The organism is Pseudomonas sp. NFIX10, from assembly GCF_900111955.1.
GTDB classification, from domain to species: Bacteria; Pseudomonadota; Gammaproteobacteria; order Pseudomonadales; family Pseudomonadaceae; genus Aquipseudomonas; species Aquipseudomonas fluorescens_AA.
Map to the genome: position 1 here is coordinate 13,580 of NZ_FOKH01000023.1, position 26,786 is coordinate 40,365.

Annotated in this window: 24 protein-coding genes; 12 read left to right on the top strand and 12 right to left on the bottom strand. The window is 63.6% G+C overall.

All coding sequences use genetic code 11. The features are described from left to right. The first annotated feature begins 48 nt into the window (after positions 1-48). The 4 genes from BM321_RS20105 to BM321_RS20120 all read left to right on the top strand — a co-directional run bounded on the left by BM321_RS20105 (position 49) and on the right by BM321_RS20120 (position 5,519). Positions 49-2,460, top strand: coding sequence for a TonB-dependent receptor (locus tag BM321_RS20105; protein ID WP_092444248.1), 2,412 nt, complete (start codon positions 49-51; stop codon positions 2,458-2,460). 64 nt (positions 2,461-2,524) lie between these two features. Beyond that, a complete protein-coding gene (locus tag BM321_RS20110) occupies positions 2,525-3,712 on the top strand; it encodes an ABC transporter substrate-binding protein (protein WP_092444250.1) in 1,188 nt (395 codons plus the stop codon). Further along, entirely contained in the window at positions 3,709-4,770 is a 1,062-nt protein-coding gene (locus tag BM321_RS20115; protein WP_063321700.1) for a FecCD family ABC transporter permease, read from the top strand. Before BM321_RS20110 ends, BM321_RS20115 begins: the two co-directional genes overlap by 4 nt. Further along, positions 4,764-5,519: an ABC transporter ATP-binding protein gene (locus BM321_RS20120; RefSeq protein WP_092444252.1), complete on the top strand. Its 756-nt coding sequence runs from the start codon at positions 4,764-4,766 to the stop codon at positions 5,517-5,519. The genes BM321_RS20115 and BM321_RS20120 overlap by 7 nt, the downstream gene beginning before the upstream one ends. 43 nt (positions 5,520-5,562) lie before the next feature. On the opposite strand, the gene BM321_RS20125 is transcribed toward BM321_RS20120, so the two are convergent. From BM321_RS20125 to BM321_RS20145, 5 genes are all read right to left on the bottom strand, one after another. Beyond that, entirely contained in the window at positions 5,563-6,819 is a 1,257-nt protein-coding gene (locus BM321_RS20125; RefSeq protein ID WP_092444379.1) for an MFS transporter, read from the bottom strand. Between the two features lie 206 nt (positions 6,820-7,025). Further along, positions 7,026-8,279 carry an OprD family porin gene (locus tag BM321_RS20130; protein ID WP_092444254.1) on the bottom strand — a complete coding sequence of 418 codons (1,254 nt, stop codon included), beginning with the start codon at positions 8,277-8,279 and terminating at the stop codon, positions 7,026-7,028. Positions 8,280-8,372: 93 nt separating this feature from the next. Next, positions 8,373-9,677, bottom strand: coding sequence for a CitMHS family transporter (locus tag BM321_RS20135; protein ID WP_060742757.1), 1,305 nt, complete (start codon positions 9,675-9,677; stop codon positions 8,373-8,375). A gap of 142 nt (positions 9,678-9,819) precedes the next feature. Then, a complete protein-coding gene (gene dctA, locus BM321_RS20140) occupies positions 9,820-11,145 on the bottom strand; it encodes a C4-dicarboxylate transporter DctA (RefSeq protein ID WP_092444256.1) in 1,326 nt (441 codons plus the stop codon). Between the two features lie 41 nt (positions 11,146-11,186). Then, positions 11,187-12,269 carry a 4-oxalomesaconate tautomerase gene (locus tag BM321_RS20145; RefSeq protein ID WP_092444258.1) on the bottom strand — a complete coding sequence of 361 codons (1,083 nt, stop codon included), beginning with the start codon at positions 12,267-12,269 and terminating at the stop codon, positions 11,187-11,189. Between the two features lie 168 nt (positions 12,270-12,437). Here BM321_RS20145 and BM321_RS20150 point away from each other — a divergent pair, with 168 nt between their 5' ends. Then, positions 12,438-13,328, top strand: coding sequence for a LysR family transcriptional regulator (locus BM321_RS20150; RefSeq protein WP_003200706.1), 891 nt, complete (start codon positions 12,438-12,440; stop codon positions 13,326-13,328). On the opposite strand, the gene BM321_RS20155 is transcribed toward BM321_RS20150, so the two are convergent. Next, a complete protein-coding gene (locus tag BM321_RS20155) occupies positions 13,253-14,578 on the bottom strand; it encodes an MFS transporter (RefSeq protein WP_092444260.1) in 1,326 nt (441 codons plus the stop codon). The two genes, BM321_RS20150 and BM321_RS20155, sit on opposite strands and share 76 nt — an antisense overlap. 125 nt (positions 14,579-14,703) lie before the next feature. Between BM321_RS20155 and BM321_RS20160 the strand changes: the two genes are divergently transcribed. After that, positions 14,704-15,162 (top strand): winged helix-turn-helix transcriptional regulator, encoded by a 459-nt coding sequence (locus BM321_RS20160; RefSeq protein WP_092444262.1) that lies wholly within the window; start codon positions 14,704-14,706, stop codon positions 15,160-15,162. A 6-nt stretch (positions 15,163-15,168) separates the two neighbouring features. Here BM321_RS20160 and BM321_RS20165 read toward each other — a convergent pair whose 3' ends face one another. Further along, positions 15,169-16,044 (bottom strand): LysR family transcriptional regulator, encoded by an 876-nt coding sequence (locus BM321_RS20165; RefSeq protein WP_092444264.1) that lies wholly within the window; start codon positions 16,042-16,044, stop codon positions 15,169-15,171. A gap of 141 nt (positions 16,045-16,185) precedes the next feature. Between BM321_RS20165 and BM321_RS20170 the strand changes: the two genes are divergently transcribed. Continuing rightward, complete coding sequence (locus BM321_RS20170; RefSeq protein WP_092444266.1) at positions 16,186-17,055, top strand: NmrA/HSCARG family protein; 870 nt, start codon at positions 16,186-16,188, stop codon at positions 17,053-17,055. 42 nt (positions 17,056-17,097) lie between these two features. On the opposite strand, the gene BM321_RS20175 is transcribed toward BM321_RS20170, so the two are convergent. Continuing rightward, positions 17,098-17,496: a YceK/YidQ family lipoprotein gene (locus BM321_RS20175; RefSeq protein WP_256573453.1), complete on the bottom strand. Its 399-nt coding sequence runs from the start codon at positions 17,494-17,496 to the stop codon at positions 17,098-17,100. Positions 17,497-17,635: 139 nt separating this feature from the next. Here BM321_RS20175 and msuE point away from each other — a divergent pair, with 139 nt between their 5' ends. The 5 genes from msuE (at position 17,636) to BM321_RS20200 (ending at position 22,661) form a co-directional block, all read left to right on the top strand. Next, complete coding sequence (msuE, locus tag BM321_RS20180) at positions 17,636-18,199, top strand: FMN reductase (RefSeq protein ID WP_092165460.1); 564 nt, start codon at positions 17,636-17,638, stop codon at positions 18,197-18,199. Positions 18,200-18,258: 59 nt separating this feature from the next. After that, the gene (locus BM321_RS20185; protein WP_092203571.1) at positions 18,259-19,446 is read left to right on the top strand and encodes an acyl-CoA dehydrogenase family protein; all 1,188 of its coding nucleotides are present in this window, start codon (positions 18,259-18,261) and stop codon (positions 19,444-19,446) included. 8 nt (positions 19,447-19,454) lie between these two features. Continuing rightward, complete coding sequence (locus BM321_RS20190; RefSeq protein WP_092256295.1) at positions 19,455-20,558, top strand: sigma-54 interaction domain-containing protein; 1,104 nt, start codon at positions 19,455-19,457, stop codon at positions 20,556-20,558. Positions 20,559-20,685: 127 nt separating this feature from the next. Continuing rightward, on the top strand, positions 20,686-21,816 hold the full coding sequence (gene ssuD / locus BM321_RS20195) for an FMNH2-dependent alkanesulfonate monooxygenase (protein ID WP_092444268.1): 1,131 nt from the start codon (positions 20,686-20,688) through the stop codon (positions 21,814-21,816). After that, positions 21,813-22,661 carry an amidohydrolase family protein gene (locus tag BM321_RS20200; RefSeq protein ID WP_092444270.1) on the top strand — a complete coding sequence of 283 codons (849 nt, stop codon included), beginning with the start codon at positions 21,813-21,815 and terminating at the stop codon, positions 22,659-22,661. The genes ssuD and BM321_RS20200 overlap by 4 nt, the downstream gene beginning before the upstream one ends. A 76-nt stretch (positions 22,662-22,737) precedes the next feature. Here the strand turns inward: BM321_RS20200 and BM321_RS20205 are convergent, their stop codons facing one another. From BM321_RS20205 to BM321_RS20220, 4 genes are all read right to left on the bottom strand, one after another. Next, the gene (locus tag BM321_RS20205) at positions 22,738-23,133 is read right to left on the bottom strand and encodes a hypothetical protein (RefSeq protein ID WP_092444272.1); all 396 of its coding nucleotides are present in this window, start codon (positions 23,131-23,133) and stop codon (positions 22,738-22,740) included. A gap of 9 nt (positions 23,134-23,142) precedes the next feature. Further along, entirely contained in the window at positions 23,143-24,375 is a 1,233-nt protein-coding gene (locus tag BM321_RS20210) for an SfnB family sulfur acquisition oxidoreductase (RefSeq protein ID WP_092444274.1), read from the bottom strand. A gap of 159 nt (positions 24,376-24,534) precedes the next feature. Beyond that, a complete protein-coding gene (locus BM321_RS20215; protein ID WP_092444276.1) occupies positions 24,535-25,311 on the bottom strand; it encodes an ABC transporter ATP-binding protein in 777 nt (258 codons plus the stop codon). A 65-nt stretch (positions 25,312-25,376) separates the two neighbouring features. Next, positions 25,377-26,711: an ABC transporter substrate-binding protein gene (locus tag BM321_RS20220; RefSeq protein ID WP_092444278.1), complete on the bottom strand. Its 1,335-nt coding sequence runs from the start codon at positions 26,709-26,711 to the stop codon at positions 25,377-25,379. Positions 26,712-26,786: the final 75 nt, after the last annotated feature.

The following is a 26,786-nucleotide window of genomic DNA, read 5'->3' on the forward strand; positions in this document are numbered from 1 at the left end:
GCAAAGAAAGGAATAACCATTTCATCTCGTCCATAGGGTCATCCATCCATGCTCGTTGCACGGCCCCTGCGTCCGGATCGTCCGTCCAAGCCCGTCATGCGCAGTGTGCTGTTGAGCCTTGCGTTGAGCACGGTCACCGGGCCGTTCGCCTTCGCCGCCGTGCCCGCGCAACTGGAAGCCGTCGCCCCCCGCGCCTATGACATCGCCCCGGGCCCGCTCGGCCCTGCCCTGTCGCGCTTTGCGGTGACCGCCGGCATTGCCCTGTCGTTCCAGCCCTCGATCACTGAGGGCCTGGTCAGCCCTGGGCTTTCCGGCACGTATCCGGCAGCGCAAGCACTCACCCATCTGCTGGCCGACAGCGGCGTGGAGATGGTTGCCCGGGACGATGGCAGCTACACACTGGTGCTGCGCCGGGTGACCTTGCCGCAGATCAGCGTCGACGCCGCCGGCAGACGCAGCACCGACCTGCCACCTACCGACGCCAACGGCCAGGTCGCCCGCGGCGCACGCCTCGGCCTGCTGGGCAACGCCGATGTAATGGATGCACCGTTCAGCATCAGCAGCTACACCTCGACGATGATCAGGGATCAACAGGCGACCACCGTGGGCGACTTGCTGGAACGCGACGCTTCGGTGCGCTCCACTGGCCAGGCGGGCGGCATCGTCGACTCGTTCTTCATCCGCGGTTTTCCGCTGGGGGAAGGCAACCTCGGGGAGTTGGCTTTCGACGGTGTGTATGGCGTGGCGTCCAATTACCGGGTGTTCACCGATTACGCCGAGCGTATCGAACTGGTCAAGGGGCCCGCCGCGCTGCTGTATGGCATGTCGCCCAACAGCGCCGTGGGCGGCGTGATCAACGTGGTCCCCAAGCGCGCCCTCGACGAGGACCTGACCCGATTCACCAGCCGCTACGCCACGGACTCGCAACTGGGCGGCCACCTCGACGTCAGTCGGCGCTTTGGCGAAGAACGCCGGTTCGGGATCAGGCTCAACGGTAGCCTGCAGCAGGGTGACACGGCCATCGACAAGCAGTCCCGAGACGTCGGTACCGGCGCCATGGCCCTGGATTACCAAGGCGATCGCCTGCGCATGACCCTGGACCTGATCAGCCAGGATGAAAAGTTCGACGCCGCCTCACGCCCTTTCCTGATCGCCCCTGGCATGCAAATTCCCTCCGCCGCCAACGGCCGCACCAGTGTCAGCCAGGACTGGGGACGTTCCCGGGCCCGGGACAAATCGGCGTTGCTGAGTGGCGAGTACGACCTCAGCGACCAACTGACCCTGTTTGCCCACGCCGGCGGCGGAAAATCCGAGGTCGAGCGCATGTCCGACCAGACCCCGACCATCATCAACGCCGCCGGCGACACGTCATCGGTTCCCGGTTATTACAAATTCAACGTCCAACGCTACACCGTCGATGCCGGCGCGCGCCTGGGCTTCGACACCGGGCCAGTCAGCCACCGCGCGGTGCTGCAAGTCAGCCGTTATCGCGATGAATTGTCCCGGGGCATTGTTTCCGGCCCCGCCATCCTCTCGAACATCTATCACCCGGTCGACCGGCCCAGGCCCGACCTCGCCGAACCTCACACGCCAAAAGTCTCCGAAAGCGAACTGTCAGGCGTCGCCCTGGCCGACACCTTGTCGGTGCTCGATGAGCGCCTGCAAGTCACCCTCGGGTTGCGCCGGCAAAACATCCAGTCGGACAACTACACCACCACCGTCGCCACCCCGTCCTACGATAAAAGCAAGACCACACCCCTGCTCGGTATCGTCGCCAAGCCCTGGGACCATGTCGCGCTGTACTACAACTACATCGAAGGCCTGAGCAAGGGCGACATCGCGCCGTCTGCCGCCACGAACGCCGAAGAGGTTTTTTCACCCTACATCTCCCGCCAGCAGGAGATCGGGGTCAAGGTCGACTACGAACGTTTCATGGCCACGCTGGCGCTGTTCCAGATCAAGAAACCCAGCGGTGAATTGTCGTCCGGGGTGTTTTCGGTCCAGGCCCAGCAACGCAACCGTGGCGTGGAACTGAACCTGTCCGGCGAGATTGCCCGGGGCACGCGCCTGCTCGGTGGCGTGACGCTACTCGACGGGGAACTGACCCGCACCAGCGTCGCCGCCAACCGCGGCAATACACCGGTGGGCGTGCCCAAGGTCCAGGCCAACCTCTGGGCCGAGTGGGACACCCCGGGCATCGACGGGCTGACACTGACCAGCGGTGCGATCTACACCGCCAGCCAGTACGTCGACCAGGCCAACACCCAGGAACTGGATGCCTGGACCCGCTTCGATGTCGGTGCCCGCTATGCCACGCGCATTGCCGAACGCCCCACGACATTTCGCGCCACGGTGCAGAACGTCTTTGACCGCGCCTATTGGTCGGGGGTCGCGTCCTATGGCGCGTTCTCCCAAGGCGCACCGCGCACGCTGTTGTTATCCGCCACCGTTGATTTCTGAAACCTGCGGGCCGGGGCGGCGACTGGCGCCGTTGTCCAGGCCGGCTTTTGTAAAGGCCTGAACCATGGTTACCGTTTTTCGCCGCCCTCACACCCTCGCCGCCCTGCTGTTCGCCGGGCTGCTCGGTGTGTCGTTTCTTTCGCTGACGCCCCGCAACGCCCTGGCCGCCGAGGCGGACCCTGCCCTGGGCAGCGTGACCGACCTGCTCGGGCGCCAGGTCAAGGTCCATCTCCCGGTCAGGCGGGTGATCCTCGGCGAAGGCCGCCAGTTGTACCTGGTGGCGGCGCTGGACACGCAAAATCCCATCGAACGCATCGTCGGCTGGCGCAAGGACCTGATCCAGTCAGATCCGGACACCTACGGCGCCTACCTGCGCAAATTTCCCGACATTGCCAAGATCCCGACCTTCGGCGGGTTCGAGGACGGCACCTTTGACATCGAACAGGCCATCTCCCAGCGTCCGGATGTGATCATCCTCAATATCGAAGCCCAGCACGCCACCGAGGATGCGCGCTACATCGAGAAGCTCGACGCCTTGGGCATCCCGGTGGTCTACGTCGACTTTCGCAACAACCCGATGCAGAACACCGAGCCGACCATGCGCCTGTTCGGCCAACTGTTCGGCAAGCAAGCCCGTGCCGAAGCCTTCATCGATTTTCGCAACCAACAGATTCGACGGGTCACCGACGTCATTGAAGCGCGCCACCCTGCCCGGCCAAAGGTCTTCATCGAACGCATCGGCGGCTACACCGATGATTGCTGCCTGAGCTTCGGCAACGAGAACTTCGGCCTGTTCGTCGAAATGGCCGGTGGCGACAACATCGCCAAAGGCATCATCCCCACCACGTTCGGCCAGTTGAATGCCGAGCAAGTGGTGGTCGCCAACCCGGCACAGGTGGTGATCACCAGCGCCAACTGGGAAGCCTTTGCACCCGGTGGCCATTGGGTCGGCGTCGGCCCGGGGGCGGACATGGCCCAAGCCAGGAAAAAACTGGCGTGGTACACCCAGCGACCGGCCTACGCCGGCATCAAGGCCCAGGACGACCAGGCGTTCCACGCCATTTGGCATCAGTTCTACAACAGCCCCTATCAGTTCGTGGCCATCCAGCAATTGGCCAAGTGGTTTCACCCGACGTTGTTCGCCGACCTGGACCCGGACGCCTCGTTCCGCCAATTGCACGAGCAGTTCCTGCCGGTCCCTTATGAGCCGGGTTATGCCGTCAGCCTGGGCCAGACAGAGGACAAGCCATGACGTCGTTGAACGAAACCCTGGTGATGCAACGTGACACCTACCGGCGCCTGGTGCTGCGCAAGCGGCTTATCCTCGGGGGGCTCACGCTGTTGCTGATCTGCAGTGTCCTGCTCGACCTGGCCCTCGGGCCGGCACGCTACAGCCTCGACGAAGTGCTCGGCGCGCTGTTTTCACCGGACAGCGCGTCGCCCCAGGTCCGCGTGGTGATGTGGGACATCCGCCTGCCCGTGGCGCTGATGGCCGTTGCGGTCGGCGCCGCGTTGTCATTGGCCGGCGCGCAGATGCAGACGATCCTCAACAACCCGCTGGCCAGCCCGTTCACCCTGGGCATTTCCGCCGCCGCCAGTTTCGGTGCGGCCATGGGGCTGGCGTTTGGCGTGGCCTTGTTCCCGCTGGCGGCGCAGTACATGGTGCCGGTGAACGCGTTCATCATGGCCATGCTGTCGGCATTGCTGATCCACTTCCTGAGCCTGCGCCGCGGTGTCACCGCCGAGACCATCGTGCTGCTTGGCATCGCCCTGGTGTTCACCTTCAACGCGTTGCTGGCGCTGGTGCAATTCTTCGCCACCGAACAAGCCGTGGCCGCCGTGGTGTTCTGGACGATGGGCAGCCTGACCAAAGCCACCTGGCCCAAGCTCGGAGTGATCTGCCTGGTGATCCTGGTCACCCTGCCGATTTTCGCCAGGCGCGCCTGGGCCTTGACCGCGCTGCGGCTGGGGGACGACAAGGCCGCGAGTTTCGGCATCAACGTGCGCAGCCTGCGCTTTCAGACGCTGATCATGGTCAGCCTGCTCGCCTCGTTCCCGGTGGCGTTCGTCGGCACGATCGGCTTCATCGGCCTGGTCGGCCCGCACATCGCGCGGATGCTGATCGGCGAAGACCAACGGTTCTTCCTGCCTGCGTCCTTGTTGACCGGCGCACTGATTCTGTCCGCCAGTTCGGTGATCAGCAAAACCCTGATCCCTGGGGCCATTTTCCCCATCGGCGTGGTGACGTCGCTGATCGGCGTGCCCTTCTTCATCTCCTTGATTCTCGGTGGGAAGAAAAACTCATGGTAACGATTCGGCTGGAGAATCTCGGGGCCCGCTATGGCCAGCGCCTGGTCATTCACGGCGTGACCACGGCAGCTTTTGTCGGCGGCCAGGTGGTGGCGGTAGTCGGCCCCAACGCGGCGGGCAAATCCACCTTGTTCAAGCGCATGGCCGGGTTGATCGACGGCCCCGGACAGGTGGTCTTGGAGGACTCGAAAAAGGGACCGCAGGGCATCAGCTACATGCCCCAGGGCTTGAACGCCAGCGCCCGGTTGACGGTATACGAGTCGGTGCTGCTGGCACGCAAGCAGCTCACGCCGGGCTGGGTCGTCCATGATGATGAACTGAAGCGGGTGGACGACATTCTCGCCGCGCTGGGCATCACTGAGTTGTCGTTCCGTAATCTCGGAGAGCTCAGCGGCGGACAGCAGCAACTGGTGTCGATCGCCCAGACCCTGGTGCGCGAACCGGAAATTCTGTTGATGGATGAGCCGACCAGCGCCCTGGACATGCATCGGCAAGTCCAAGTGCTGAATTTCATGCGGGCCCTGGCGCGCAAACGCCAGGTCATTGTGTTCATCGCCATCCATGACCTGAACCAGGCGCTGCGCTTTGCCGACCAAGTGCTGGTCATCGCCGACAGCACCGCCCAGGGCAGCGGCCCGAGCGCCGAGGTGATTACCGAGTCGATGCTGCGCCAAGTCTACAAGGTCGAAGCGCGGATCGAGCGGTGCAGCCGGGGCGAGCGCCACATCCTGATCGACGATATCGTTTGAGCGAACATCCGGGCCCTGCACCAAAGGCCGGGGGCCGCGGGACCTAGGCGACCCCGCCGTCGGGCACCGCAAGGGGGTCGGCCTGGGTCACGCGGCTTGGCCTGAAGGTCTCCGGCATCGCCAACAACAGGCCGAATGCCAGCGCGGCAATCGCCGCCAGGGTCAGGAACGCCGCGCTGTAGCCAGCCCCTTGCACCACGAAGCCGGCCAGGCTGTTGCTCAACGCGGCGCCGAGCCCGAACACCGTCGACAACACCCCGAGGCTGACGTTGAAGCGCCCGGTGCCTTGGGTCAGGTCCTTGACCACCAGGGGAAACAGCGCGCCAAACAGCCCGGCACCGATACCGTCCAGCAGTTGCACCGCCACCAACCAGTAGGGGTCGTCCGAGAGCACGTACAACACACCGCGGATGGGCAGGATCAGGAAGCCGGCCAACAGCAACGGCTTGCGACCCCAGGCATCGGCCTTGACGCCCACCAGCCACGCCATGGGCACCATGACCAGTTGCGCCGCAACGATACAAGCCGACGTCAACGGCGTGGCCAGGTGCACATTGGCCTGGGCGAGCTTCTGGCTGACCAGCGGGAGCATCGCCGCGTTTGCCAGGTGGAACAGCCCGCAGCAAATGGCGAACAACAGCAGCGTACGGTTATCCAGCAGGACCCGCAGCGTCGAGGGTACAGGGCCGTGAACCAACTGCCCCGCCTCCAGGCCCCGGGCCACGTCATGGTCGATGGCCTCGGCGGACACGCAACCGACCGCCACGATGCTGGCCAATGCCATGGCGGCCATCAGGTAGAACACCGCGATGGGACCGAACAACCAGGCGAACCCACCCGCCAGCAGCGCGGCGCAGGCATTGCCCGCGTGATTGAATGTTTCGTTGCGCCCCGTGCGCCGTGTAAAGGCCTTGGCGCCGGTAATGCCCAGGGAAATCGCCGCGATAGCCGGCGCAAAGACTGACGCTGCCACGGCGCCGATGGCCTGGGTCAATGCCACCAGGCCAAAGGACGACGTGAACGGAAGTATCAGGCAACCCAGCGTCACCACCAAAGCGGCCACGGCCACCACGGCACGCTTGCTGCGCACCCGGTCGATCAGCGCGCCGGCGGGCGCCTGGGCGACGAGCCCGGCCATGGCCGCGACCGTCATCACCACGCCAATGCTGGCCGGGTCCCAGTGATGCACCGCCAGCAGGTAGATCGCCAGGTAAGGCCCCAAACCATCGCGCACATCCGCGAGGAAAAAATTCAGGCCATCCAGGGAAAGGTTGTTGCGTCGCTCTCGGTTTCGATCCACAGCGGCCTCGACGGGGCTTTGCCCAAAGGTGATTGGCGCCAAGGTGTGCGGCCACACAAGACGACACGGTCTGTTCCGTCCGTCACCCACGCGTCGTGACGGGACGCGTCATGATGTCGCAAAGAATCGATCCGAGCCACTGCGATGACCGCGGGGCCAAGGCGCTTGCCCCGTGGGATCAGGCAGCGGCGGCGGCGAGAAGTGCCCTACCAAAGAGCGATGTCGTAGGTAAAGTAGATCCGGTTGCTGTCACGGCCACGGGAAAAGTCCGAGCGATAGACGTAGTTTCGCAACCTCACCCCCAGCCCCTTGAACGTCCCCTGCTGCACCACATAGGCGATCTCTGCGTCACGTTCCCACTCTTTGACCGTGGTGTTGGACTTACCGTCGTTACCGCTCAGGTAGCGGGTGGAGAACGTCAGGCCGGGCACACCGAGGCGAGCGAAGTCGTAGCCGTAACCGAGCATCCAGGTCTTCTCGTCTTCCTCGATGAACTTGCCGATCCCGACGTTGCTGAAGGAGTACACCGTGGCGCCGCTGATGTAAGGCAGGCCCGCCTCGCCGCTGAGGGTCTGGTAACCGGCGCTCAGTGTATGGCCGACCACGGCGTAGGACAGCGACCCGCTGAGCATGTCGTTGTCGATCTTGCCGCCGTAGGCCGACCCCGAATCGACGCTGTTGAAGTAGCGCAGGTCGCTGGTCAATACCCCGGCGCCCAGGGGCAGATCATGCTGGATGCCCACAAAGTTCTGTCGATAGAAATTCTCCAGTTCGCCGTAGAAGTAACTCAGGCGGATCTGCTTGCCCAGCTTGTAGTCGGCACCGGCATAGCTGAAGTCACCGGACTTATCGCCGCCGTAGCCGTCCGGCACGATGGGCATGCTGTCGCTCGAATCCCGCAGCTTGAAACGCTCCAGGTGCCCGCCGGTGACGGTGAGGTTGTCAATGTCATTGCTGCTGATCTGGGTGCCTTGGTAAGTCTGGGGCAACAGCCGCGCATCGTTGTAGACCAGCACCGGGGTCTTGGGCAGCAAGGTGCCGTATTTGAGCGTGGTCTTGGCCAACCGGGCCTTGGCGGTCATGCCCGCACTGGCGAACTCGTCGGCGGCGCGACCGTCGTCATGCACCGGCAGCAGGCCGGTGCCGCTGCGGCCACGCCCGGAGTCGAGCTTGACCCCGAGCAGGCCCAGGGCATCGACCCCGAAGCCGAGGGTGCCCGGCGTAAAGCCTGACTGGTAATCCAGCAGGAAGCCCTGGGCCCATTCGGTGCGCTCACTCTTGGCGGTCCTTGCCGCCCGGGCGCTCATACCGTGCTCGTCGCGGAAATTTTCGTTGAAGTAGACGTTGCGCAATTGCAGCTTCAGCTTGCTGTCATCGATGAAACCTTCGGCGCTGGCCGTGGCCAGGGGCAACAGGCCAAGGATTGGAAACAAAGCCCCGCGGGTCAGCAAAATGGTCATGTCTGGCTACTCGTTGTTGTTATTGGACGCGCACGCCTGCGCACCCCCGCTTGCGGGGGCGTGCCAGGCAGGAAAACAAGGTTGTCGGGTGAATCAGGAAAACAGCGTCAGTGCCCCGGTCAGCAGGGCCAGCGCGGTAATCACCAGGGAGGTGAGCACCGCCCATTTGACGGTGGCTTTCTGGAAGTCGCCCAAGTCGCGGTCGACCATGCCCACCAGCAACAGGGTCGAGGCCACCAGCGGGCTCATCAGGTGCACCGGCTGGCCGAGAATGGAGGCCCGGGCAATTTCCACCGGATCGATCCCGTAGGCAGCCGCGGCATTGGCCAGGATTGGCACGACACCGAAGTAGTAGGCATCGTTGGACAATACGAAGGTCAGCGGCATGCTGGTAATCGCCACCACCAGCGGGAACAGATGGCCCCAGGAAGGCGGAATCCAATCGACCAGGGTCTGTGCCAGGGCATCGACCATTTTCGTTCCGGAGAAGATCCCGGCGAAGATGCCCGCGGCAAACACCAGCAGGACCACGGTCATGGCGTTGCCCGAATGGGCGAGAATGCGCTCCTTCTGAATATCCAGTTGCGGATAGTTGATCATCAGCGCCAGGACGAAACCGATCAGGAACAGAATCGCCGAGTGCATGAGCCCCATCACCAGCGCGACCATCACCGCGACCACCAGCAGCAGGTTGACGTAGGCCAGTTTCGGGCGCTTGTGTGGCGTGTCCTCGATGATTGCGTTGATGTAGCAGTCACCGCCACCGCTTTGCAGCTGGACGTTGCCGATACGCTTGCGCTCGGCACGGCCCAGCAGGAAGGCCGTGAACACAACCCACATCGCACCGCCGATCATGGTCGGCAGCAACGGCACGAAATACTCACCGGCATCCAGGCCCAGCGCTGCGATCGCACGGGTCGCCGGGCCGCCCCAAGGGGTCATGCCACTCATGATGCTCAAGGACAGCATGGAAATGGTCGCCAGAATCATCGGGTTCATGCCGATGCGCTTATACAGCGGCAGCATCGCGGCACAGGTGATCATGTAGGTCGTCGTGCCGTCACCGTCCAACGCCACCAACAGCGACAGCAACGCGGTGCCCACGGCGATTTTCATCGGGTCGCCATTGACCCGCTTGAGGATTTTGCGGATCAGCGGGTCGAACAGACCGGCGTCGATCATCAGGCCGAAAAACAGGATCGCGAACAACAACAGTGCCGCCGACGGCGCAACCATTTTCAGGCCGTCCAGCATCATCTTGCCGGTGGTCCCGCCAAAGCCGCCAAGCACGGCGAAGACGATGGGCACTACCGTCAGGGCGACGATCGGGGACAAGCGTTTGGTCATTATCAGGAAGGTGAAAACCACCACCATGGCCAAGCCAAGTAAAGCGAGCATATGTCAGATCTCTTGTTGTTATGAGTAGCTTGGCAGACACCCAGGCGCACGCCCTCCCACCCGCCAGGCAACACGCTGAAGTGTGCCTGGCGCAGAGGTATCGAGTGAGCTTGCGCGGTGCTGTCGAGTCAGCCGTGAGCGGCTAGATGTGTTTGGCGACCTTCGTGCCGTCCCAGCTCGAGTCCGTTGCCGGGGTCTGTGTCAGGACGGGTTTGCCGTCCAGGGTCTGCAACAGCACTTCGCGGTCACAGGCATTCTCCGAGAGGGAGATCACTACGGTGGCGACGGCGTTGCTCGCCAGGCTGGTCAACGCCCGCGCTTCGGACATGAATCGGTCGATCCCGATCAATAGGGCCAGGCCCGCCAGGGGAATGTCGTGGATGACCGTCAAGGTCGAGGCCAGGGCGACAAACCCGCTGCCGGTCACACCCGCAGCACCCTTTGACGACAGCAGCATGATCGCCAGCATGGTGATGACCTGGGTCAGCGTCAGGTCGATGTTGCAGGCCTGGGCAATGAAGATCGCCGCCAGCGACAGATAGATCGCCGTGCCGTCGAGGTTGAACGAGTAACCGGTCGGCAGCACCAGCCCCACGACCCCTTTCTTGCACCCCAGGGCCTGGAGTTTCTCCAACATCCGCGGCATTACCGGCTCGGTCGAGGACGTGCCGAGCACCACCAGGAACTCTTCACGCAGGTAACGCAACAGCTTCCACAGGCTGAAACCGTGGGCGCGGCAAAGGCTGCCCAACACCACGAAGACGAAGAAAGCGCAGGCGATGTACAAGGTCATGATCAACTTGGCCAGCGAGCCCAGCGACGTGATGCCGTACTGCCCCACCGTGAAGGCCAAGGCCCCGAAAGCGCCAATCGGAGCGAAACGCATCAGGTAGGAGAAAATCTTGAACACCATGTGCGAAGCCGATTCCAGGACCTCCAGCACAGGCTTGCCGCGCTCGCCCAGGGACGACAGGGCAAAACCGCAGAGCACCGCGATAAACAGCACCGGCAGCACCTCGCCTTTATTGAAGGCGCCGATGAAGGTGTCGGGAATGATGTGCATGAAGAAGTCCACCACGCTCAGTTTCGCGGCGGATTCGGTGTACTGCGACACCCCCTGGGTACTCAACTGCGTCGGGTCGATGTTCATGCCCGCGCCGGGCTTGAACAGGTAGACCGACACCAGGCCGATGATCAGGCTAATCACCGTCAGCGCCAGGAACAACAGCAGGGTCTTGCTCAACAAGCGCCCCAGCGAGCGCTTGTCGCTCATACCGGCGATGCCCGTGACAATGGTGCAGAACACCACCGGCGCGATCATCATCTTGATCAGCTTGATGAAGGCATCGCCCAGCGGCTTCAAGGCAATTGCCTGTTGCGACCAGAAGTGCCCGACGACCACGCCCAGCAGCACGGCGCAGATGATCTGGAAGTAGAGCGATTTAACAACTTTCATGGCATCACCCATTTTTAGAATTGTTCTGATGCAAAAGACCCTGGCGGCCAGGGCTATCCGGCCAGACGTTGGGGCGCCGTGGCGTAGACGTAACCCGAGAAAAGCCGGCGCGCGGTACGTACTACCGAAGCCTGAATGGTCTCACCCTTTTCACCCGTGTAGGACAGTACGACATCAATACCGCCGCTTGGGTGTTCGATCCGAACCTGTTGCAAGCGCGGTTTACTGACGTTGCCGAGCAACTGTGCAACGACGCTGCCTTCGGTTACGCACGCCGTGGCCAGGCCGATGGAGCCGGTGATCGCCAGGGCGCGGTGACAGTTGTGCGGCATGAAGTAGCGCACCTGGATCGTCCCACCAGACTTGGCCGGAGACACCAGCACCGGCTTGGGAATGACCTTGTCGCTGACATCACCCAGGCCCATCGCCAGGCCGGCTTTCAGCCGCAAGGACTCCAGCCGCTGCAGAAAGGCTTTATCGGCGTCCAGTTCGGCAGGGCTTTCGTCACCGCGTTTGCCGAGCTGGCTGGCCTCGACGATCATCATCGGCATCGCCATGTCGATGCAGGTCACCGGGATACCGTCGATCAGGTCCTGGGTCTGCCCGGTCGGGAAGAGTTTCCCCGTCTTGCTGCCCGCCGCATCGAGAAACGTCAGTTGTACCGGAGCGGCCGTGCCAGGCACGCCGTCGATGGCGGTGTCGCCTTCATAGCTGACCTTGCCTTGCGGGGTTTGCACTTCGGCATTCACGAAAGTCCCGGTGTTGAGGTTGCGAATGCGCACCCGGGTCAGATTGCCAGAAGGCTTGACCAGCCCCTGCTCGATGGCAAAGGGGCCGACGGCGCAGAGCATGTTGCCGCAGTTGGGGGCGGTATCGACACGACGCTGGGAAACCATGACCTGGACGAACAAATAATCGACATCCGCGTCTGGGTGCAGCGATGGGCTGACGATCGCCACTTTGCTGGTTTGTGGGCTGCCACCACCGATGCCGTCGATTTCCAGCTCGTGGCCGGAGCCCATCAGGTTGAGCAGCAGCTCGTCACGTTCGGCGATGGCGACCGGCAGATCCCAGGCGAGAAACACCGGGCCTTTGGACGTACCGCCGCGCATTAGCACACAAGGAATTCGCTGCATGTTCACTAACTCTTGTTGATCAATCTGGATAATTGATGCTCTGGACACAAGAGTGGCAAAATTTGAAAAGTGTTTCCAATGCAAAGATCAGAGAGATTATTGCGTTTCACAAATGAATTACTTTACGATGATTTGCACCGCGCATCCCCCTCTCCGGTGAGGTAGAACATGGAATATGAGCTTCAGGACATACGATCTTTCGTGAAAATCGCCGAACTGGGCAGTTTCCACGAAGCCGCCGATGCGCTGCATCTGTCACAACCGGCCCTGAGCCGTCGGATGAAAAAACTCGAGGAGGGCCTGGGAACCGCCTTACTCGACCGCACAACCCGCAAGGTCAGCCTGACGAGTGTCGGCCGTGATTTCCTGCCCAAGGCGCGGCGCTTGCTGGATGATTTCGACGACTCGATTCTCAACATCCGCGAACTGGCGGAGCGGCAGATCGGCCGGGTGACCTTGGCGTGCATCCCCACGGCGGCGTTCTATTTCCTGCCTTCGGTGATCCGCCTCTACAACGAGCGCTACCCGAAAATCCGCATCCGCCTGCTCGACCTCAGCGCCAACGAAGGGCTCGAAGCGGTGCTGCGCGGCGAAGCCGACTTCGGCATCAACATGATGAGCGGCCAGCACCCGGACATCGAATTCGTGCCCCTGGTCAACGAACCCTTTGTGCTGGCCTGCCGACGCGACCATGAATTGGCTGAACGCAGTGCGGTCACTTGGTCGGAACTCAGCGACTACCGGCTGATCGGGGTCGGGCGCCTGAGCGGCAACCGCATGCTGCTGGACCACGCACTGTCGGGCCTGAGCTGGCGCCCACAGTGGTTCTACGAAGTGCAGCACTTGTCTACGTCCCTGGGACTGGTCGAGGCCGGCCTGGGCGTGTCGGCGATGCCCAGCCTGGCCATGCCGGCCGGGGATCATCCAACCCTGGTCAGCGTGCCGCTGATCGAGCCGGTGGTAAACCGCTCCCTGGGCCTGGTTTACCGCCGGGGCGCATCGCTCTCCCCGGCCGCGGAGAAATTCGTCTCGATCCTGCTTGAGCAGTGGCCGCAATGAAGCGAGCGTCTCCACACCACCAACGCGACGAGGCTGATCGAGGCCCCCAGCAGGCTGACCGCCATCCATCCCCACAACGCATAGACCTGGGTCGCGGCGGCCGCTCCCAGTGCGCTGCCCACCGAGTAGAAACACATGTACGCACCGACCATGCGACTCTGGGCGTCGGGCCGCGCGGCGAAAATCAGGCTCTGGTTGGTGACGTGCACGGCTTGTACCGCGAAGTCGAGTAGCACCACGCCGCAGACCAGTGCGATCAGGGAGCTCTCGGTAAATGCGATGGGCAGCCAGGAGAACGTCAGGAGCCCCAGCGACAAACCGGTCACCCGTTGTCCAAAACCTTGATCGGCCCAACGACCGGCGCTTCTGGCCGCCAGGGCACCGGCGACACCCGCCAGGCCAAACAGGCCGATGGCCGTGTGTGAAAGTGACAGCGGCGCGGCGCTCAACGGCAGCACCATCGCAGTCCACAACACCGAAAAAGCGGCAAAGATCAGCAAGGCCAGCAGCCCCCTGGCCCGTAGCATCGGCTCAGTCACGAACAGCACGAACAGCGAACGGATAAGCGCCAGGTAGGGCTGCCGGTGACGGGGCGACACAGCGGCAGGCACCACGGCCCAGAACACTCCCGCGATGGTCAGCATCAAGCCCGAGGAAACGAAATAAACCCCGCGCCAGCCCGCCAGGTCGGCGATCGCCCCGGAGGTAAACCGCGCCAGGAGAATCCCCAGGACAACGCCACTGGTGACGGTGCCCACGGCCTGTCCCCGTTGGGAGGGCGAGGACAGCACGGCGGCATACGCCACCAGCACCTGGACAACCACCGCCAGCAGCCCCATCACGACCACGGCGCCCAGCAAAGCCAACCAATGCCGGGCTGCGCCGACGGCCGCCAGCGCGATGGCAGACAACACCAATTGCGCGAAAGCCAGCCGTTTACGGTCGACCCTGTCCCCCAGCGGGACGATGAACAGCAACCCCAGCGCGTACCCCACCTGGGTGGCCGTCACCACCGCCCCGATCAATCCGGAAGCGACGCCCAGGCTCTCGGCCATCGAGGCGAGCAAGGGCTGGGCAAAGTAGACATTGGCGACGGCCAATGCGCAGGTCACGGAAAACAATAACGTGAGCGACGGCGAAAGCCCCGGGCACGGCTGTTCATTCAAAGAGCCCGTGGAGAAGGAGCTTGCTCCCTCGCCCTCCTGATTTCCCGAAGGCTGCTGGGTGAAACCGTCGGCCTCTGCTGTCATGCACGTCTCCTTGGCGCTAAACTGGTTTCAATTAAAAACCTGTGTGAATTGTTGCTTTATCAGGTTTCAATTTGCAACCACAAAATTCCGGCCAACTTGGCAATGCTTTCCAGAGGGTCAATAAAATGGAAACCGCTTCATCGCAAAACAACGAATGCCCGGTCGCCAGGACACTGGATGTGATGGGTGATCGCTGGTCACTGATGATCATCCGCGACGCATTCGACGACATCCGTCGATTCAGCGAATTTCAAAAGAGCCTGGGCGTGGCCAAGAACATTCTGGCTTCGCGACTCAAAGCCTTGGTCGAGGCCGGCGTCTTCGACATTCGACCCGCCTCGGATGGGAGCGCCTACAAGGAGTACGTCCTGACAGAGAAAGGCCGGGAGATCTTTCCGGTGGTGGTCAGCCTGCGGCAGTGGGGCGAACGTTTCCTGTTCGAGCCGGGGGAAACGCGTTCCGTGCTGTTGGACAACGCGTCCGGGCAAACTCTCATGCCGATGGAGGTGCGCTCGGCAAGCGGTCAGAAACTCGGGCCGACCGATTGCCACAGGGTGAGGCTCATGACCGACGACCTGACGTGAGCGTTTTTATCCCTGCAAAACCAGGGACATGTCCGGGTACCTGGCACACATGAAATCGACAAATGCCCGCACCTTCGGCGCAGCAAGACGTCGGGACGTGTGCAAGACCCAGAGTTCGGCTTCTTTCCCCGATACCGTGCCCCACTGGACCAACTCGCCAGTGGCCAGCTGGTTCCATGCCATCGACTGCGGGATAAGGGCCGCCCCACCACCGGCGATGGCCGCATCGCGGATCATCAGGAACGAAGAGAACCGCAGCCTGGGGATCGGTTCCAGAACCAAGTGGCCGCCGTCCAGTGTCCACTGTGTGGGCTCGAAACTGGACACCACAATGCCGGGAACCGAGCGGATGGCCCCGGGTGCAGGCATTGGCAGTTCAGGCGCGGCCACCACCACCAGCCGGTCCTTGGCGAAACAGCGACCGACTAAATCGCTGTCCGGGCCGGGGTTGATCCGGATGGCGACATCGAATTGTTCCTCGACGAGATCGACCACGCAGTCCTCCGCAATGACCTCGATCGTGACGTCAGGGTAAGCCGCACAAAAGTCTGCGCCGATGCGTCCCATCGCCAGCTGCGAGAACAGGACCGGAGCAGCGACACGCAAGCGTCCGCGCGGCGCCGATACACCCTCCTTCGCCGCCGCCATGGCCTCGGCCACCTCGGCCAGCGGCCCTTCGGCCCTGGCCATCAGCAGCGCACCGGCCTCGGTGAGCTTCAGGCCGCGGGCGCTGCGCTCGATCAGCCTGACCCCCAATTGCTCCTCGAGGTCGGCGATGCGGCGCGACAAGGTCGCCTTGGAGATTCCGCTGGCACGGCTTGCCTTGCCCAACCCCTCGTTCGTGGCCACGAGGGTGAAATCGATCAGTGCGTTCAGGTTCATGGTGTTCCATTTTTGCAACGGAGTGTCTACATCCTGGGGTCTTCGATTTATTCCTGCAACACCCTATCGTTTGTCCATCGCAACCGCCGACAAGGTCGTAGCGGACTGTCTGACTCACCCACCCTTTGCAGGAGATTCAAAATGAGCATTCTCGTTACCGGTGCCACGGGCACCCTCGGTTCACTCATCATTCAACGCCTCGCCAGCGCAGGCGCCGAGGTCAAGGCCCTCGTGCGCCAGCCGGACAAGGGCAGTTTCCCGGTGGGCGTCACTGAAGTCGTCGCCGACCTCACCGACGTCCCTTCGCTGCGCAGCGCACTGGCATCGGTGCGTACGCTGTTCCTGCTCAACGCCGTGACGCCCGACGAGGTGACACAAGCCCTCATCACCTTGAACCTCGCTCGCGAAGCCGGCATCGAGCGCATCGTCTACCTGTCAGTGATCCATGCCGACAAGTTCACCTACGTGCCGCACTTCACCGGCAAGCACACGGTGGAGCGCATGATCGAAAGTCTCGACATCCCGGCGACCATCCTGCGCCCGGCTTACTTCATGCAAAACGAATTCATGGTCCGGCAGACGATTCAGGATTACTCGGTGTACCCGATGCCGATCGGCTCGGCGGGCGTGTCGATGATCGATACCCGGGACATCGCCGATATCGCCGCTGCCGAGTTGCTGCGTCGCGACAAGGCACCTTCGGCCCTGGATCGGATCACCCTGGAGTTGGTCGGCCCGCACGCATTGACCGGTACCGCCGTGGCGAAAATCTGGAGCGCCGCCCTGGGGCGCGAGGTCGCCTACGGCGGTGACGATGTGGTCGCCTTCGAAGCACAATTGGCTGCGCATGGCCCTGCCTGGCTGGCTTATGACATGCGCCTGATGATGTCCGGTATCCAGACGTTTGGCATGCAGGCCGCCGAAGGCACCGTGGAACGGCTCCAGGCGATGCTGGGACGCCCGCTGCGCACCTACGAAGACTTCGTTCGCGAGGCTGTCGCAGGGGTTTAAATCCCTGGGGCGAGGGAGCGGGTTCGAATCATTCAGAGAGGCCTACTCCTCGGCAGGCCTCATATGAAAAATCGTATAGGGCAGAATCAACGTATCGGCCACGACACTGAAAGGCAGGTCAACGATTGCAAACGGTGCCAGCGCGCGCGAATACACATCGTTGTCGTTCATCGAGCCCTTGATGATCTCGATATCGGTAGCCGCACCGCAGTACGGATGAAGGCCGCAAACTTGCCCCATGCCAAAGGTTTCGTTGGCCGTCGCGCATCCCGCCAGCAGCGCCATCGTCAAAGCCAATACCACGATCCGCATGACGCGCTCTCCCCTGCAAAGGCGGGACTGTAGCATCGATGGCGGACGACCTGTAGGGTTGAAGACTGTTGCCACTGAAGACTGTTGCCCCAGAAACAGCGGCTCGGTTGTTGCCTGGGCAACAGCCATTCAACAATTCATCCGCCAGACCAACAGTCACGCCCCCTCCCATCCCCGCGAAGCCCAGTAAACGCTGGGCTTTTCGCGTTGGTACGGCCCTTGCTCAAGCCTATGTACCTCGATCAACAGTCCAACAGGAACACCTAGGATGAGCACTCCACTGAAAGTCGTCGCCGTCTCCGGCGGTACCGCCCGCCCCTCGCGCACACTGGCATTGACCGAAGCCATCCTGGGCGAGCTCGGTCAGCATCTGGTCATCGACCCCCACTTGATCGAACTGGGCAACATTGCCCGTCCGTTGGGCAGTGCGCTGTGGCGCAAGGAACTGCCGGAAACCGTCGAGCACGAACTGCGCCTGATCGAATCTGCCGATTTGCTGGTGGTGGCCGCGCCGGTCTATCGCGGCACCTATCCGGGCCTGTTCAAGCATTTGTTCGATCTGGTCGGCCAGGACGCGCTGATCAACACGCCGGTACTGCTGGCCGCCACCGGTGGCAGCGAACGCCATGCCCTGGTCCTCGATCACCAGTTGCGCCCGCTGTTCAGCTTCTTCCAGTCACTCACCCTGCCCATCGGCGTGTATGCCAGCGAGACCGATTTCGCCGACTACCGCATCGTCAACGCGGCCTTGCAGTCGCGCATCGAGCTGGCGGCCGCACGCGCCGCTCGCCTGTTTGCCGGCCAGGCGCACGCCCTGCGCAAGATCGCCTGAGGAGCCCGCATGAATCACGATTGCATCTGCCTGGAAGGCGTTTTTGCGAGGGACATCGCATGAGAATCCAACCACAACCCACCGTGCTGACGCCGCTGCAAACCGCCCGCCGCCTGGCTGCGGAGTTCGCCGAAACCGCCGTCGAGCGCGACGAGGCCGGCGGCACGCCCAAGCTGCAACGCGATGCCATACGCCAGAGCGGTCTGCTGGCCTTGAGCATTCCCACCCAGTTCGGTGGCCTCGGGGCCAGTTGGAGCGAAACCCTTGGCGTGGTGCGCGAGTTCGCCAAGGTGGACAGTTCCATCGCCCACGTCTTCGGTTTTCAGCACCTGATGCTGGCCACCGTGCGCCTGTTCTCGCGCCCCGATCAGTGGCAACCCTGGTTCGAACAGACCGCCCGCAAGAACTGGTTCTGGGGCAACGCGCTGAACCCACTGGACACCCGTACCGTGGTCAAGACCTTCGACGGCTGGCGCGAATTCTCCGGCAAGAAGAGCTTCTGCTCCGGTGCCAGCGACTCGGAAATGCTGATCGCCTCGGCCATCGACGAAAGCGCTGGCGGCAAACTGCTGATCGCCGCGATCCCCAGTGGCCGCACCGGCATCACCCTGCATGGCGACTGGGACAATATGGGCCAACGCCAGACCGACAGCGGCAGTGCCACTTTCGAACGGGTGCGGGTAGAAGAGAACGAATTGCTGCTCGACCCCGGCCCCTTGAGTACGCCCTTCGCCTGCCTGCGTCCGCTGATCGCGCAATTGCATTTCTCCCACATATTCCTCGGTATTGCCGAAGGCGCCCTGGAAGAAGCCCGGCACTACACCCTCAAGGAAGGCCGTCCGTGGTTCCGCTCCAAGGCCCAGCATGTCAGCGAAGACCCTTATGTGTTGCGCCACTACGGCGAGTTCTGGGTCGGCCTGGAAAGTGTGCGACTGCTGGTGGAACGCGCCGCCGACCAGTTGGATGAGGCCTGGCACAAGGGTCACGCCCTGGGTGCCGAGGAGCGTGCCCAACTGGCGCTGTCCATCGCCACTGCCAAAGTCGCCGCCGTACGCACCGGCCTGGATATCTGTAGCCGCCTATTCGAAGTCACCGGCGCCCGCGCCACCCATGCTTCGCTGCGCCTCGACCGCCATTGGCGCAACCTGCGCACCCAGAGCCTGCACGACCCCGTGGATTACAAACTCCACGAACTGGGTGAATGGGCACTGAACCAGACGCGCCCCACCCCCTCCTTCTACTCATAGGGATGCCCATGCAACTGCTGACTCTCCCCCCTTCGCCGACACTGGCTACCTCGATCCGGGCGACCGCACAGGTCTTCGAAGACCCTAGATCGCAGGCGCTGCTCGCCCACGTGCAACAGGTCGCCCCCAGCGAGGCCAGCGTCCTGATCATTGGCGAGACCGGCACGGGCAAGGAGCTGGTCGCACGTCACATCCACAACCTCAGCGGCCGTCGCGCCGGGCCCTTCGTCGCCGTCAACTGCGGGGCTTTTTCCGAATCGCTGGTGGAGGCGGAGCTGTTCGGCCACGAGAAAGGTGCCTTCACCGGCGCCCTCACCGCCAAGGCCGGCTGGTTCGAGGAAGCCAACGGCGGCACACTGTTCCTCGACGAGATCGGCGACCTGCCGATGGCCATCCAGGTCAAGCTGCTGCGGGTGCTGCAGGAGCGCGAGGTGGTGCGCCTGGGCTCGCGCAAGAGCATCCCGATCAACGTGCGAGTGGTCGCTGCCACCAACGTGCAGCTGGACAAGGCCATCGGCGCCGGCCACTTCCGCGAAGACCTGTACTACCGCCTCGACGTGGTCAGCCTGCAACTCTATCCGTTGCGTGAACGGCCCGGCGACATCCTGCCGCTGACCCGTCACTTCATCAAGACCTACTGCAACCGCCTGGGCTACGGCGAAGTGCGCCTGACCTCCGGAGCCGAGCGCAAACTGGCGGGCTATAGCTGGCCGGGCAACATCCGCGAACTGGAGAACGTCATCCACCACACCCTGCTGGTGTGCCGCAACGGCCTGGTGCAGGAAGACGACTTGCGCTTGTCGTCCCTGCGCATCGAGCGCCAGGAGCCACCGCAGGCCGCCCTCGGCGAGAGCGCCGACGAACAACTGCTGCGCACGTTCCACCGGTTGTTCGAAGAACAGGCTGGCGGCCTCCACGAGAAGGTCGAAGACAGCCTGCTGCGCGCCGCCTACCGCTTCTGCCACTGCAACCAGGTGCGCACCGCCAGCTTGCTGGGCCTGAGTCGCAACGTCACGCGAGCACGCCTGATCGCCATTGGCGAGTTGGTGGTCAATCGACGTCGCCCGGACACCCACACACGCCCGGATCGGGCGCTGCAACTGTCGATCTGAGCACACTAAAACCAGGCGATGCGGCGCCCCCGTGGGTGACCGACAACGCCCCAATATGCCAAGCGTTGCGATGCCGGAAGGGCCCATGCGCCCTTCCATACGCCCAACCGCACAAGGACCGAACCTCATGAGCCTGGATATTTTCTGGTTCCTTCCCACCTCCGGCGACACTCGTTACCTGGGACACTCCGACAGTGGCCGGCCGGCGACCAATGCCTACATGCGCCAGATCGCCGTGGCCGCCGATCAGCTCGGCTACGATGGCCTGCTGATCCCCACCGGGGCCAGTTGCCTGGATCCCTGGGTGACCGCCGCCAGCCTGGTTCCGGTGACCCAGCGCATCAAGCTGCTGGTGGCGCTGCGCACCTCGCTGGGCAACCCCACGGCGTCGGCGCGCCAGGCCGCCAGCCTGGATCAGGCCAGTGGTGGCCGCCTGCTGCTCAACGTCGTACCCGGCGGCGACGCCACCGAACTGGAAGCCGACGGAGTGTTCCTCACGCACGACGAGCGCTATGCCGCCTCCGATGAGTTCCTGACCATCTGGCGTCGCCTGCTCCAGGGCGAAACCGTCGACTTCGACGGCAAGCACCTGAAAGTGCGTGGCGCCCAGAACTTCTTCCCGCCGGTACAACACCCCCACCCGCCGCTGTACTTCGGCGGTTCATCAGAGGCCGCCCACGAATTGGCAGCCAAGCATGTCGATGCCTACCTGACCTGGGGCGAACCGCCGGCGGCCGTGGCCGAGAAGATCGCCGACGTGCGCGCTCGTGCCGCCAGGCATGGCCGCAGCGTGCGCTTCGGCGTGCGCCTGCACGTGATCGTGCGGGAAACCAGCGAAGCCGCCTGGGCCGCTGCCGACGAGTTGATCAGCCACCTCGAGGACGCCACCATCGCCGCCGCCCAGGCCAACTACGTCAAGATGGATTCCGAAGGCCAGCGGCGCATGGCCGCGTTGCACGGCGGCGACCGCAACAAGCTGGAAGTGGCGCCCAATCTCTGGGCCGGTGTCGGCCTGGTGCGCGGCGGTGCCGGTACGGCACTGGTCGGCGATCCGGAAACCGTCGCCGCACGTCTGCTGGAATACGCCGACTTGGGCGTCGACAGCTTCGTCCTCTCGGGTTACCCGCACCTGGAAGAGGCCTATCGCTTCGCCGAACTGGTGTTCCCCCTCCTGCCGGGCAAGGGCAAGGTCACCGTGGAAGGCGCCTTCACTGGCGGCGCCTTCGACGTTCGCGCCGGCAAGGAGAACGTCGCATGAACGTCATCGACCTGCGTTGTCGCCCGGCCTACCTGCACCCATTCTTCGGCGGGGTACCGGGCTCGCCCGAACACGCCGTGGCGCGCTGGCTCAACCGGCGCGTCGGCACCCGCGGCCCGGACGATCACTTCGAACGTTCGCTGACACCGGAGGGTTTTCTCGCCGAGGTGCGTGACGCCGGGCTGGACAAAGCCGTGGTGGTGGGCCGCCACACACCGAGCCAGCACCTGCCGAATGAGCGCATCCACGAAATCGTTCGGGGTCACGACGAGCTGATCGGCATCGGCTCGGTAGAGCCGGTGCTACAAGGAATCGAAGGCGCCCTGGCGGAAATAGATCGGGCGATCGATCACCTGGGCCTGGCCGGCATCGACCTGGAACCGGGCTTCGCCGAGCCGGCCCGGCACCCCGACGATACGCTGTACTGGCCGCTCTACGAACACCTGCAAAAGCGCGGTATCCCGCTGTTCCTGATGAGCGGGCCGACCACCCCGGACCCGAGCTACAACGACCCGGCACGCCTGGCGGCCGTAGCCCGTGCGTTCCCGGACCTGACGATCGTCGTCTACCACGGCTACTGGCCCAACGTGCAGCAGGTCCTCGGCGTTGCTTTCCGCTTTGAAAACATTCACCTGGTGCCGGACATGTACCTGTTCCAGCCGGGCAGCGAGGGTTACGTGCAAGCGGCCAACGGCTACCTGGCCGACCAGTTGCTGTTCGGCTCTTCCTACACCTTCCGACCGATCCGTCAAAGCATCGAGGACGCCCTGCAACTGGGGCTGAAAGACGACGTGCTGGAGAAGTTCTTCCACGGTAACGCGCGCAGGGTGTTTGGGCTGGCTTGAGCCGGCGTCGGTTCTGTTTCCCGGGGAGCACTCCGGCACTCCCCGGTTTCATCACGTTGCCTGGCCGATCCATCGCCTATCCCGCAGCCAGGCGTCCTTCTTGCTCGTCGGCCAACGCGGCGCCGTTGAGGTAGTGGTCGCCCAGCAGTCGACGCTGGGTCAGCAATACCGGTTCGGCGCTGTGTGGCAGGGGCCGCGGCAGGCTGCGGCCAGCCAGTTCGAAGTACACGTCGCCGGCCTGGCGCGCCGCCTCGGCAGCCGCCAGACGAAAAGCGATGGCGGCTGACTGGGACTCATCGGCGTACTCCAGCAAGGCGTCAGCAGCGTCGATGCGGATGCGCAGTTCGCCGACGGCGGCGATTACCAGCGCTTCGTGGCGGGCACTTTGCGCACGCAGATAGTCGATCAGCGCGGCCTCGACATGCCGAGCATGGGCCAGGTCGCTACGGCCGGGGGAATGTAAGTTGGACATGGCGATACCTCAGTTCCAGGAATGACGTTGCGGCTTGATGCCGTTGAGCAGTTGATTGCCGACCAAGTGATATTTCCAGCGCACCGGATCGTGCAGAGTGTGGGTCCGCGCATTGCGCCAGAACCGGTCCAACCCCTGGCTGGCCGAGACGCTGCGGGTGCCGCCCAACTCCAACAGACGGCTGGAAGCCTCCAGGGAAATCTCGGTGGACAACACCTTGGCCTGGCCGACAATCACCGAAGCTTCAGCAACCCGTTCCTCGCTGGGCTCGGCGACGGCCCGGTCGACCGCGCGCGCCGCGCGACGCAGAATCGCTTCGGCCGCTTGCAGGCGCCAGGCCAACTCGCCGATCAGCGCCTGGCCAAGCGGGTCCTGCCAGCCGTGTTGCAGCCCGCTGTCTACCCATGGCCGCGCCTGGCGCGCTACGCGCAAGGTCTCGGCGAACGCGCCACGGGCAATGCCGGTGTCCACCGCAGCCTGAATGATTTGCGAGATCGGGCCGTCTGAGGTGGGTTGGTCATAGGCCTTCCAGGCCGGCACCACGTCGCTCGCCGGTACCCGTACACCTTCGATGCGCACCTGGCCGCTGGCGGTGATGCGCTGACCGAAGCCATCCCAACTGTCGATCACCGTCAGGCCCGCCGCATCCCGTGGAACGAAGGCGATATGCACGTGCCCCGCCTCGTCCACCCCGGCGACCGGCACGATGTGAGCGAACAACGCACCGGTGCAGTAGGCCTTCTCGCCGTCGAGTACGGCCGTGTCGCCGTCGAAGCGGATCTGCGTCTGGAAGGTGGTGACGTACTGGCTGCGCGCTTCGGAAAAGGCGTTGCCGAAACGATAGCCCTGCAGCACCTTGGCGTAGTAGCGGCGCTTCTGCTCCTCGCTGCCGGTCAGGCTGAGGTTGCTGAGCACACCGAAATGGTTCTGCGGCAACTGGCCGAGGGACGGATCGGCAGCGGAAATGATCGCAATCACTTCGCTGAGGGTGGCATAGGACACCTCGGCGCCACCGTAGGCCTTCGGCACACGGATCGCCCACAGCCCGCTCGCGGAAAAACGTTCGAGTTCTTCCCAGGGCAGCCGTCGCTCGCGGTCGCGCAAGGCTGCCTCGCGGGCGAAATCCTCGGCCAGGCGCTGCGCCACCTCGATGGCCTCGGCGTCGCTACGGATGATGTGAGCCGGACTGCGCGGTGCCGGATGGGCCTGTCCAGGCAGATCGAAAGACGGTGAGGCGGTCATGTGCTACTCCATGCATAACGGGTTCATCCAGCGTTAAAGCACAGCCCGTACCAATATTAAAAACGCTTTATATTCAATGTATTGAAGAAATACCCGGGTACGTTTGAAAGCCCCGTGAGCGGCAAACTGTCGGTGAACTGTTGCCCAGCGAACAGTTCCTCAGCGAGCCTTGCCACCCAGGTAAAAATGCTGGAGGTCTTCCCGCGCCGCCAGCTCGCTGGCGTCACCCTTGCCCACCACCCGACCGTTCTCCAGGATGTAGGCATAGCTGGCATGGCGCAGGGCGACATTGATGTTCTGCTCGGCCACCAGAAAGCTCACGCCCTCCTGGGCATTGAGCTGCGCGACGATGGCGAAAATCTCTTCGACGAGAATCGGCGCCAGCCCCATCGAGGGTTCATCGAGCAGCACCAGTCGAGGCTGGGTCATCAAGGCCCGGCCGATGGCAAGCATCTGCTGCTCGCCGCCCGAGGTCAGCCCGGCCTGGGTCTTGCGCTTGGTCTTCAACCGCGGGAACCAGGCGTAGATCCGCTCCAGATCCTGCTCTAGCTCCCGGCGCGTCGGCTTGCGCAGGAAGCCGCCGCTGCGCAAGTTGTCCTCGACGCTCAGGTGGGCGAACACATGCCGCCCCTCCAGCACATGAACAATGCCCTGGCGTGCCAGCAGATTGGCCGCAACCCCGGCGGTGTCCTGTCCCTGGAAGACAATCCGCCCACGGCTGACCTGCGCCCGATCGGCCTGGACCAGTCCGGAAATGGCCTTGAGCGTAGTGCTCTTGCCCGCGCCGTTGGCGCCGAGCAGGGCGACGATATCGCCCTGTCCGACTCGCAGGGAAACCCCGGCCACGGCGAGGATCGCGCCGTCGTAGATCACTTCGATGTCTTGCACCGCCAGCAACTCGCTGCTTTCGGCGCCCGCAAGGGCCGCAAGGGTCATGGTTCCCTACTCCTTGGGCGCAGTCGCGCCCGGTTGCGTTTCGATTTACCGAGCCGTGTGCAGGGTCACTGCGCCGGGCAATCGCGAGGGGTCACGCCCTTCTCTTTCGCGTATTCGGCGGCCTTGGCATCGATCAACGGGCGCAACGTGGCGCGATCGGCCTGGACCCAGTCGGTGATCAGGTTCCACTGCTGGCCGTCCCATTGCTGCACCTTGGCCGCCCCGCCGCCCTCGTGGTCGCTGCAGGACAACCGCAGCGGCTGCATCAGCCCAAGAAAACCGATTTCCTTGAGGCGTGCATCGTTGAGGTCGAGATGCTCCAGGCCCCAGCGACCTTCCTCACCGTTGAGCGGACGGTTGCCGAAATGCTTCTGCCCGGTGCGGATCGCTTCGACGGCAATGGCGGCATTCACCAGGCCGGAGTTGTAGTAGACGCTGCCAAAACTCTTCGGATCCTTGAGATCGCTCTTGCCGGTATCGAGGATGTGCTGGCGGATGCGCTGGTGGATGTCAAAGTCGGCGCCGCCCGGGTACGGTGTCAATGCCAGATACCCCTTGCCTGCCTCACCGGCCGGTAGCACGTCCTCGTTGGAGCTGGCCCAGATGTCGCCGACGATGCGTTCCACCGGGTAGCCGAAACGTGCCGCGGTCTTGATCGCCACCGGTGTGGACACGCCCCAGGTCCGCAGGAACACCCAGTCCGGCTTGAGTTGCCGCACCTGGCGCCACTGCCCGGCCTGCTCGTTACCCGGATCGGCCACCGCGATCTGGATGTTCTCGAAGCCGTACTTCTGCGCCAGCAACGCCAACGGCCCCTGGGTTTCCCGGCCGTAGGCGGAGTCGTGGTAGACGGTGGCGATTTTCTTGCCCTTGAGCTTGTCCAGCCCGCCCTCGCGCTCGGCCACGTAGTTGATGAACGCCGAGGCCTCGCTGTAGAACGTCAGCATGGCCGGGAAGTTATAGGGGAACACCCTGCCGTCGGTGGCTTCGGTACGGCCATAGCCAAGGGTGATCAAGGGAATCTTGTCGGCCTCGGCCTTGTCCGCGAGGGCGTAGGCAGCCGGTGCGCCGTTGGGCTGATAGACCGCCACCGGCGCGCCATCGAGACCGTTCTTGAAGCGCTCGTAGCATTCGATGCCCTTCTCCGCCGTCCATTCGGTCTCGCACTCCTGCCAGACCAGCTTGACGCCGTTGATGCCACCTTCCACCTCGTTGATGTAGCGCAGGTAGTCGATCATTCCGGCCCAGACCGGAATGCCGCTGGAGGCATAGGCGCCGACCCGGTAGGTGGCCAGCGGGAAGAACTGTTCGTTGGCCGCCTGGGCAGCCGGTACCAGCGCCGCGCAGGCGCCGAGTGCCAGGCCGATGGCGGCGAGACGACGTTTGAAGGTTGCATGCATGATTGTCTTTCTCGGTTTGAGTGCCTGGCCGCGTCATGACGGCCGGCGGTTGGAAACCTCCTTTCCCTGGGTCGG

Coding starts and splice junctions, on each gene's coding strand:
- msuE (WP_092165460.1), top strand. CDS start 17,636: ATGAGCACTCCACTGAAAGTCGTCGCCGTCTCCGGCGGTACCGCCCGC.
- BM321_RS20155 (WP_092444260.1), bottom strand. CDS start 14,578: ATGACAGCAGAGGCCGACGGTTTCACCCAGCAGCCTTCGGGAAATCAG.
- BM321_RS20130 (WP_092444254.1), bottom strand. CDS start 8,279: ATGACCATTTTGCTGACCCGCGGGGCTTTGTTTCCAATCCTTGGCCTG.
- dctA (WP_092444256.1), bottom strand. CDS start 11,145: ATGGGTGATGCCATGAAAGTTGTTAAATCGCTCTACTTCCAGATCATC.
- BM321_RS20145 (WP_092444258.1), bottom strand. CDS start 12,269: ATGCAGCGAATTCCTTGTGTGCTAATGCGCGGCGGTACGTCCAAAGGC.
- BM321_RS20185 (WP_092203571.1), top strand. CDS start 18,259: ATGAGAATCCAACCACAACCCACCGTGCTGACGCCGCTGCAAACCGCC.
- BM321_RS20165 (WP_092444264.1), bottom strand. CDS start 16,044: ATGAACCTGAACGCACTGATCGATTTCACCCTCGTGGCCACGAACGAG.
- ssuD (WP_092444268.1), top strand. CDS start 20,686: ATGAGCCTGGATATTTTCTGGTTCCTTCCCACCTCCGGCGACACTCGT.
- BM321_RS20200 (WP_092444270.1), top strand. CDS start 21,813: ATGAACGTCATCGACCTGCGTTGTCGCCCGGCCTACCTGCACCCATTC.
- BM321_RS20120 (WP_092444252.1), top strand. CDS start 4,764: ATGGTAACGATTCGGCTGGAGAATCTCGGGGCCCGCTATGGCCAGCGC.
- BM321_RS20115 (WP_063321700.1), top strand. CDS start 3,709: ATGACGTCGTTGAACGAAACCCTGGTGATGCAACGTGACACCTACCGG.
- BM321_RS20110 (WP_092444250.1), top strand. CDS start 2,525: ATGGTTACCGTTTTTCGCCGCCCTCACACCCTCGCCGCCCTGCTGTTC.
- BM321_RS20190 (WP_092256295.1), top strand. CDS start 19,455: ATGCAACTGCTGACTCTCCCCCCTTCGCCGACACTGGCTACCTCGATC.
- BM321_RS20205 (WP_092444272.1), bottom strand. CDS start 23,133: ATGTCCAACTTACATTCCCCCGGCCGTAGCGACCTGGCCCATGCTCGG.
- BM321_RS20220 (WP_092444278.1), bottom strand. CDS start 26,711: ATGCATGCAACCTTCAAACGTCGTCTCGCCGCCATCGGCCTGGCACTC.
- BM321_RS20175 (WP_256573453.1), bottom strand. CDS start 17,496: ATGGCTGTTGCCCAGGCAACAACCGAGCCGCTGTTTCTGGGGCAACAG.
- BM321_RS20210 (WP_092444274.1), bottom strand. CDS start 24,375: ATGACCGCCTCACCGTCTTTCGATCTGCCTGGACAGGCCCATCCGGCA.
- BM321_RS20215 (WP_092444276.1), bottom strand. CDS start 25,311: ATGACCCTTGCGGCCCTTGCGGGCGCCGAAAGCAGCGAGTTGCTGGCG.
- BM321_RS20150 (WP_003200706.1), top strand. CDS start 12,438: ATGGAATATGAGCTTCAGGACATACGATCTTTCGTGAAAATCGCCGAA.
- BM321_RS20105 (WP_092444248.1), top strand. CDS start 49: ATGCTCGTTGCACGGCCCCTGCGTCCGGATCGTCCGTCCAAGCCCGTC.
- BM321_RS20170 (WP_092444266.1), top strand. CDS start 16,186: ATGAGCATTCTCGTTACCGGTGCCACGGGCACCCTCGGTTCACTCATC.
- BM321_RS20160 (WP_092444262.1), top strand. CDS start 14,704: ATGGAAACCGCTTCATCGCAAAACAACGAATGCCCGGTCGCCAGGACA.
- BM321_RS20135 (WP_060742757.1), bottom strand. CDS start 9,677: ATGCTCGCTTTACTTGGCTTGGCCATGGTGGTGGTTTTCACCTTCCTG.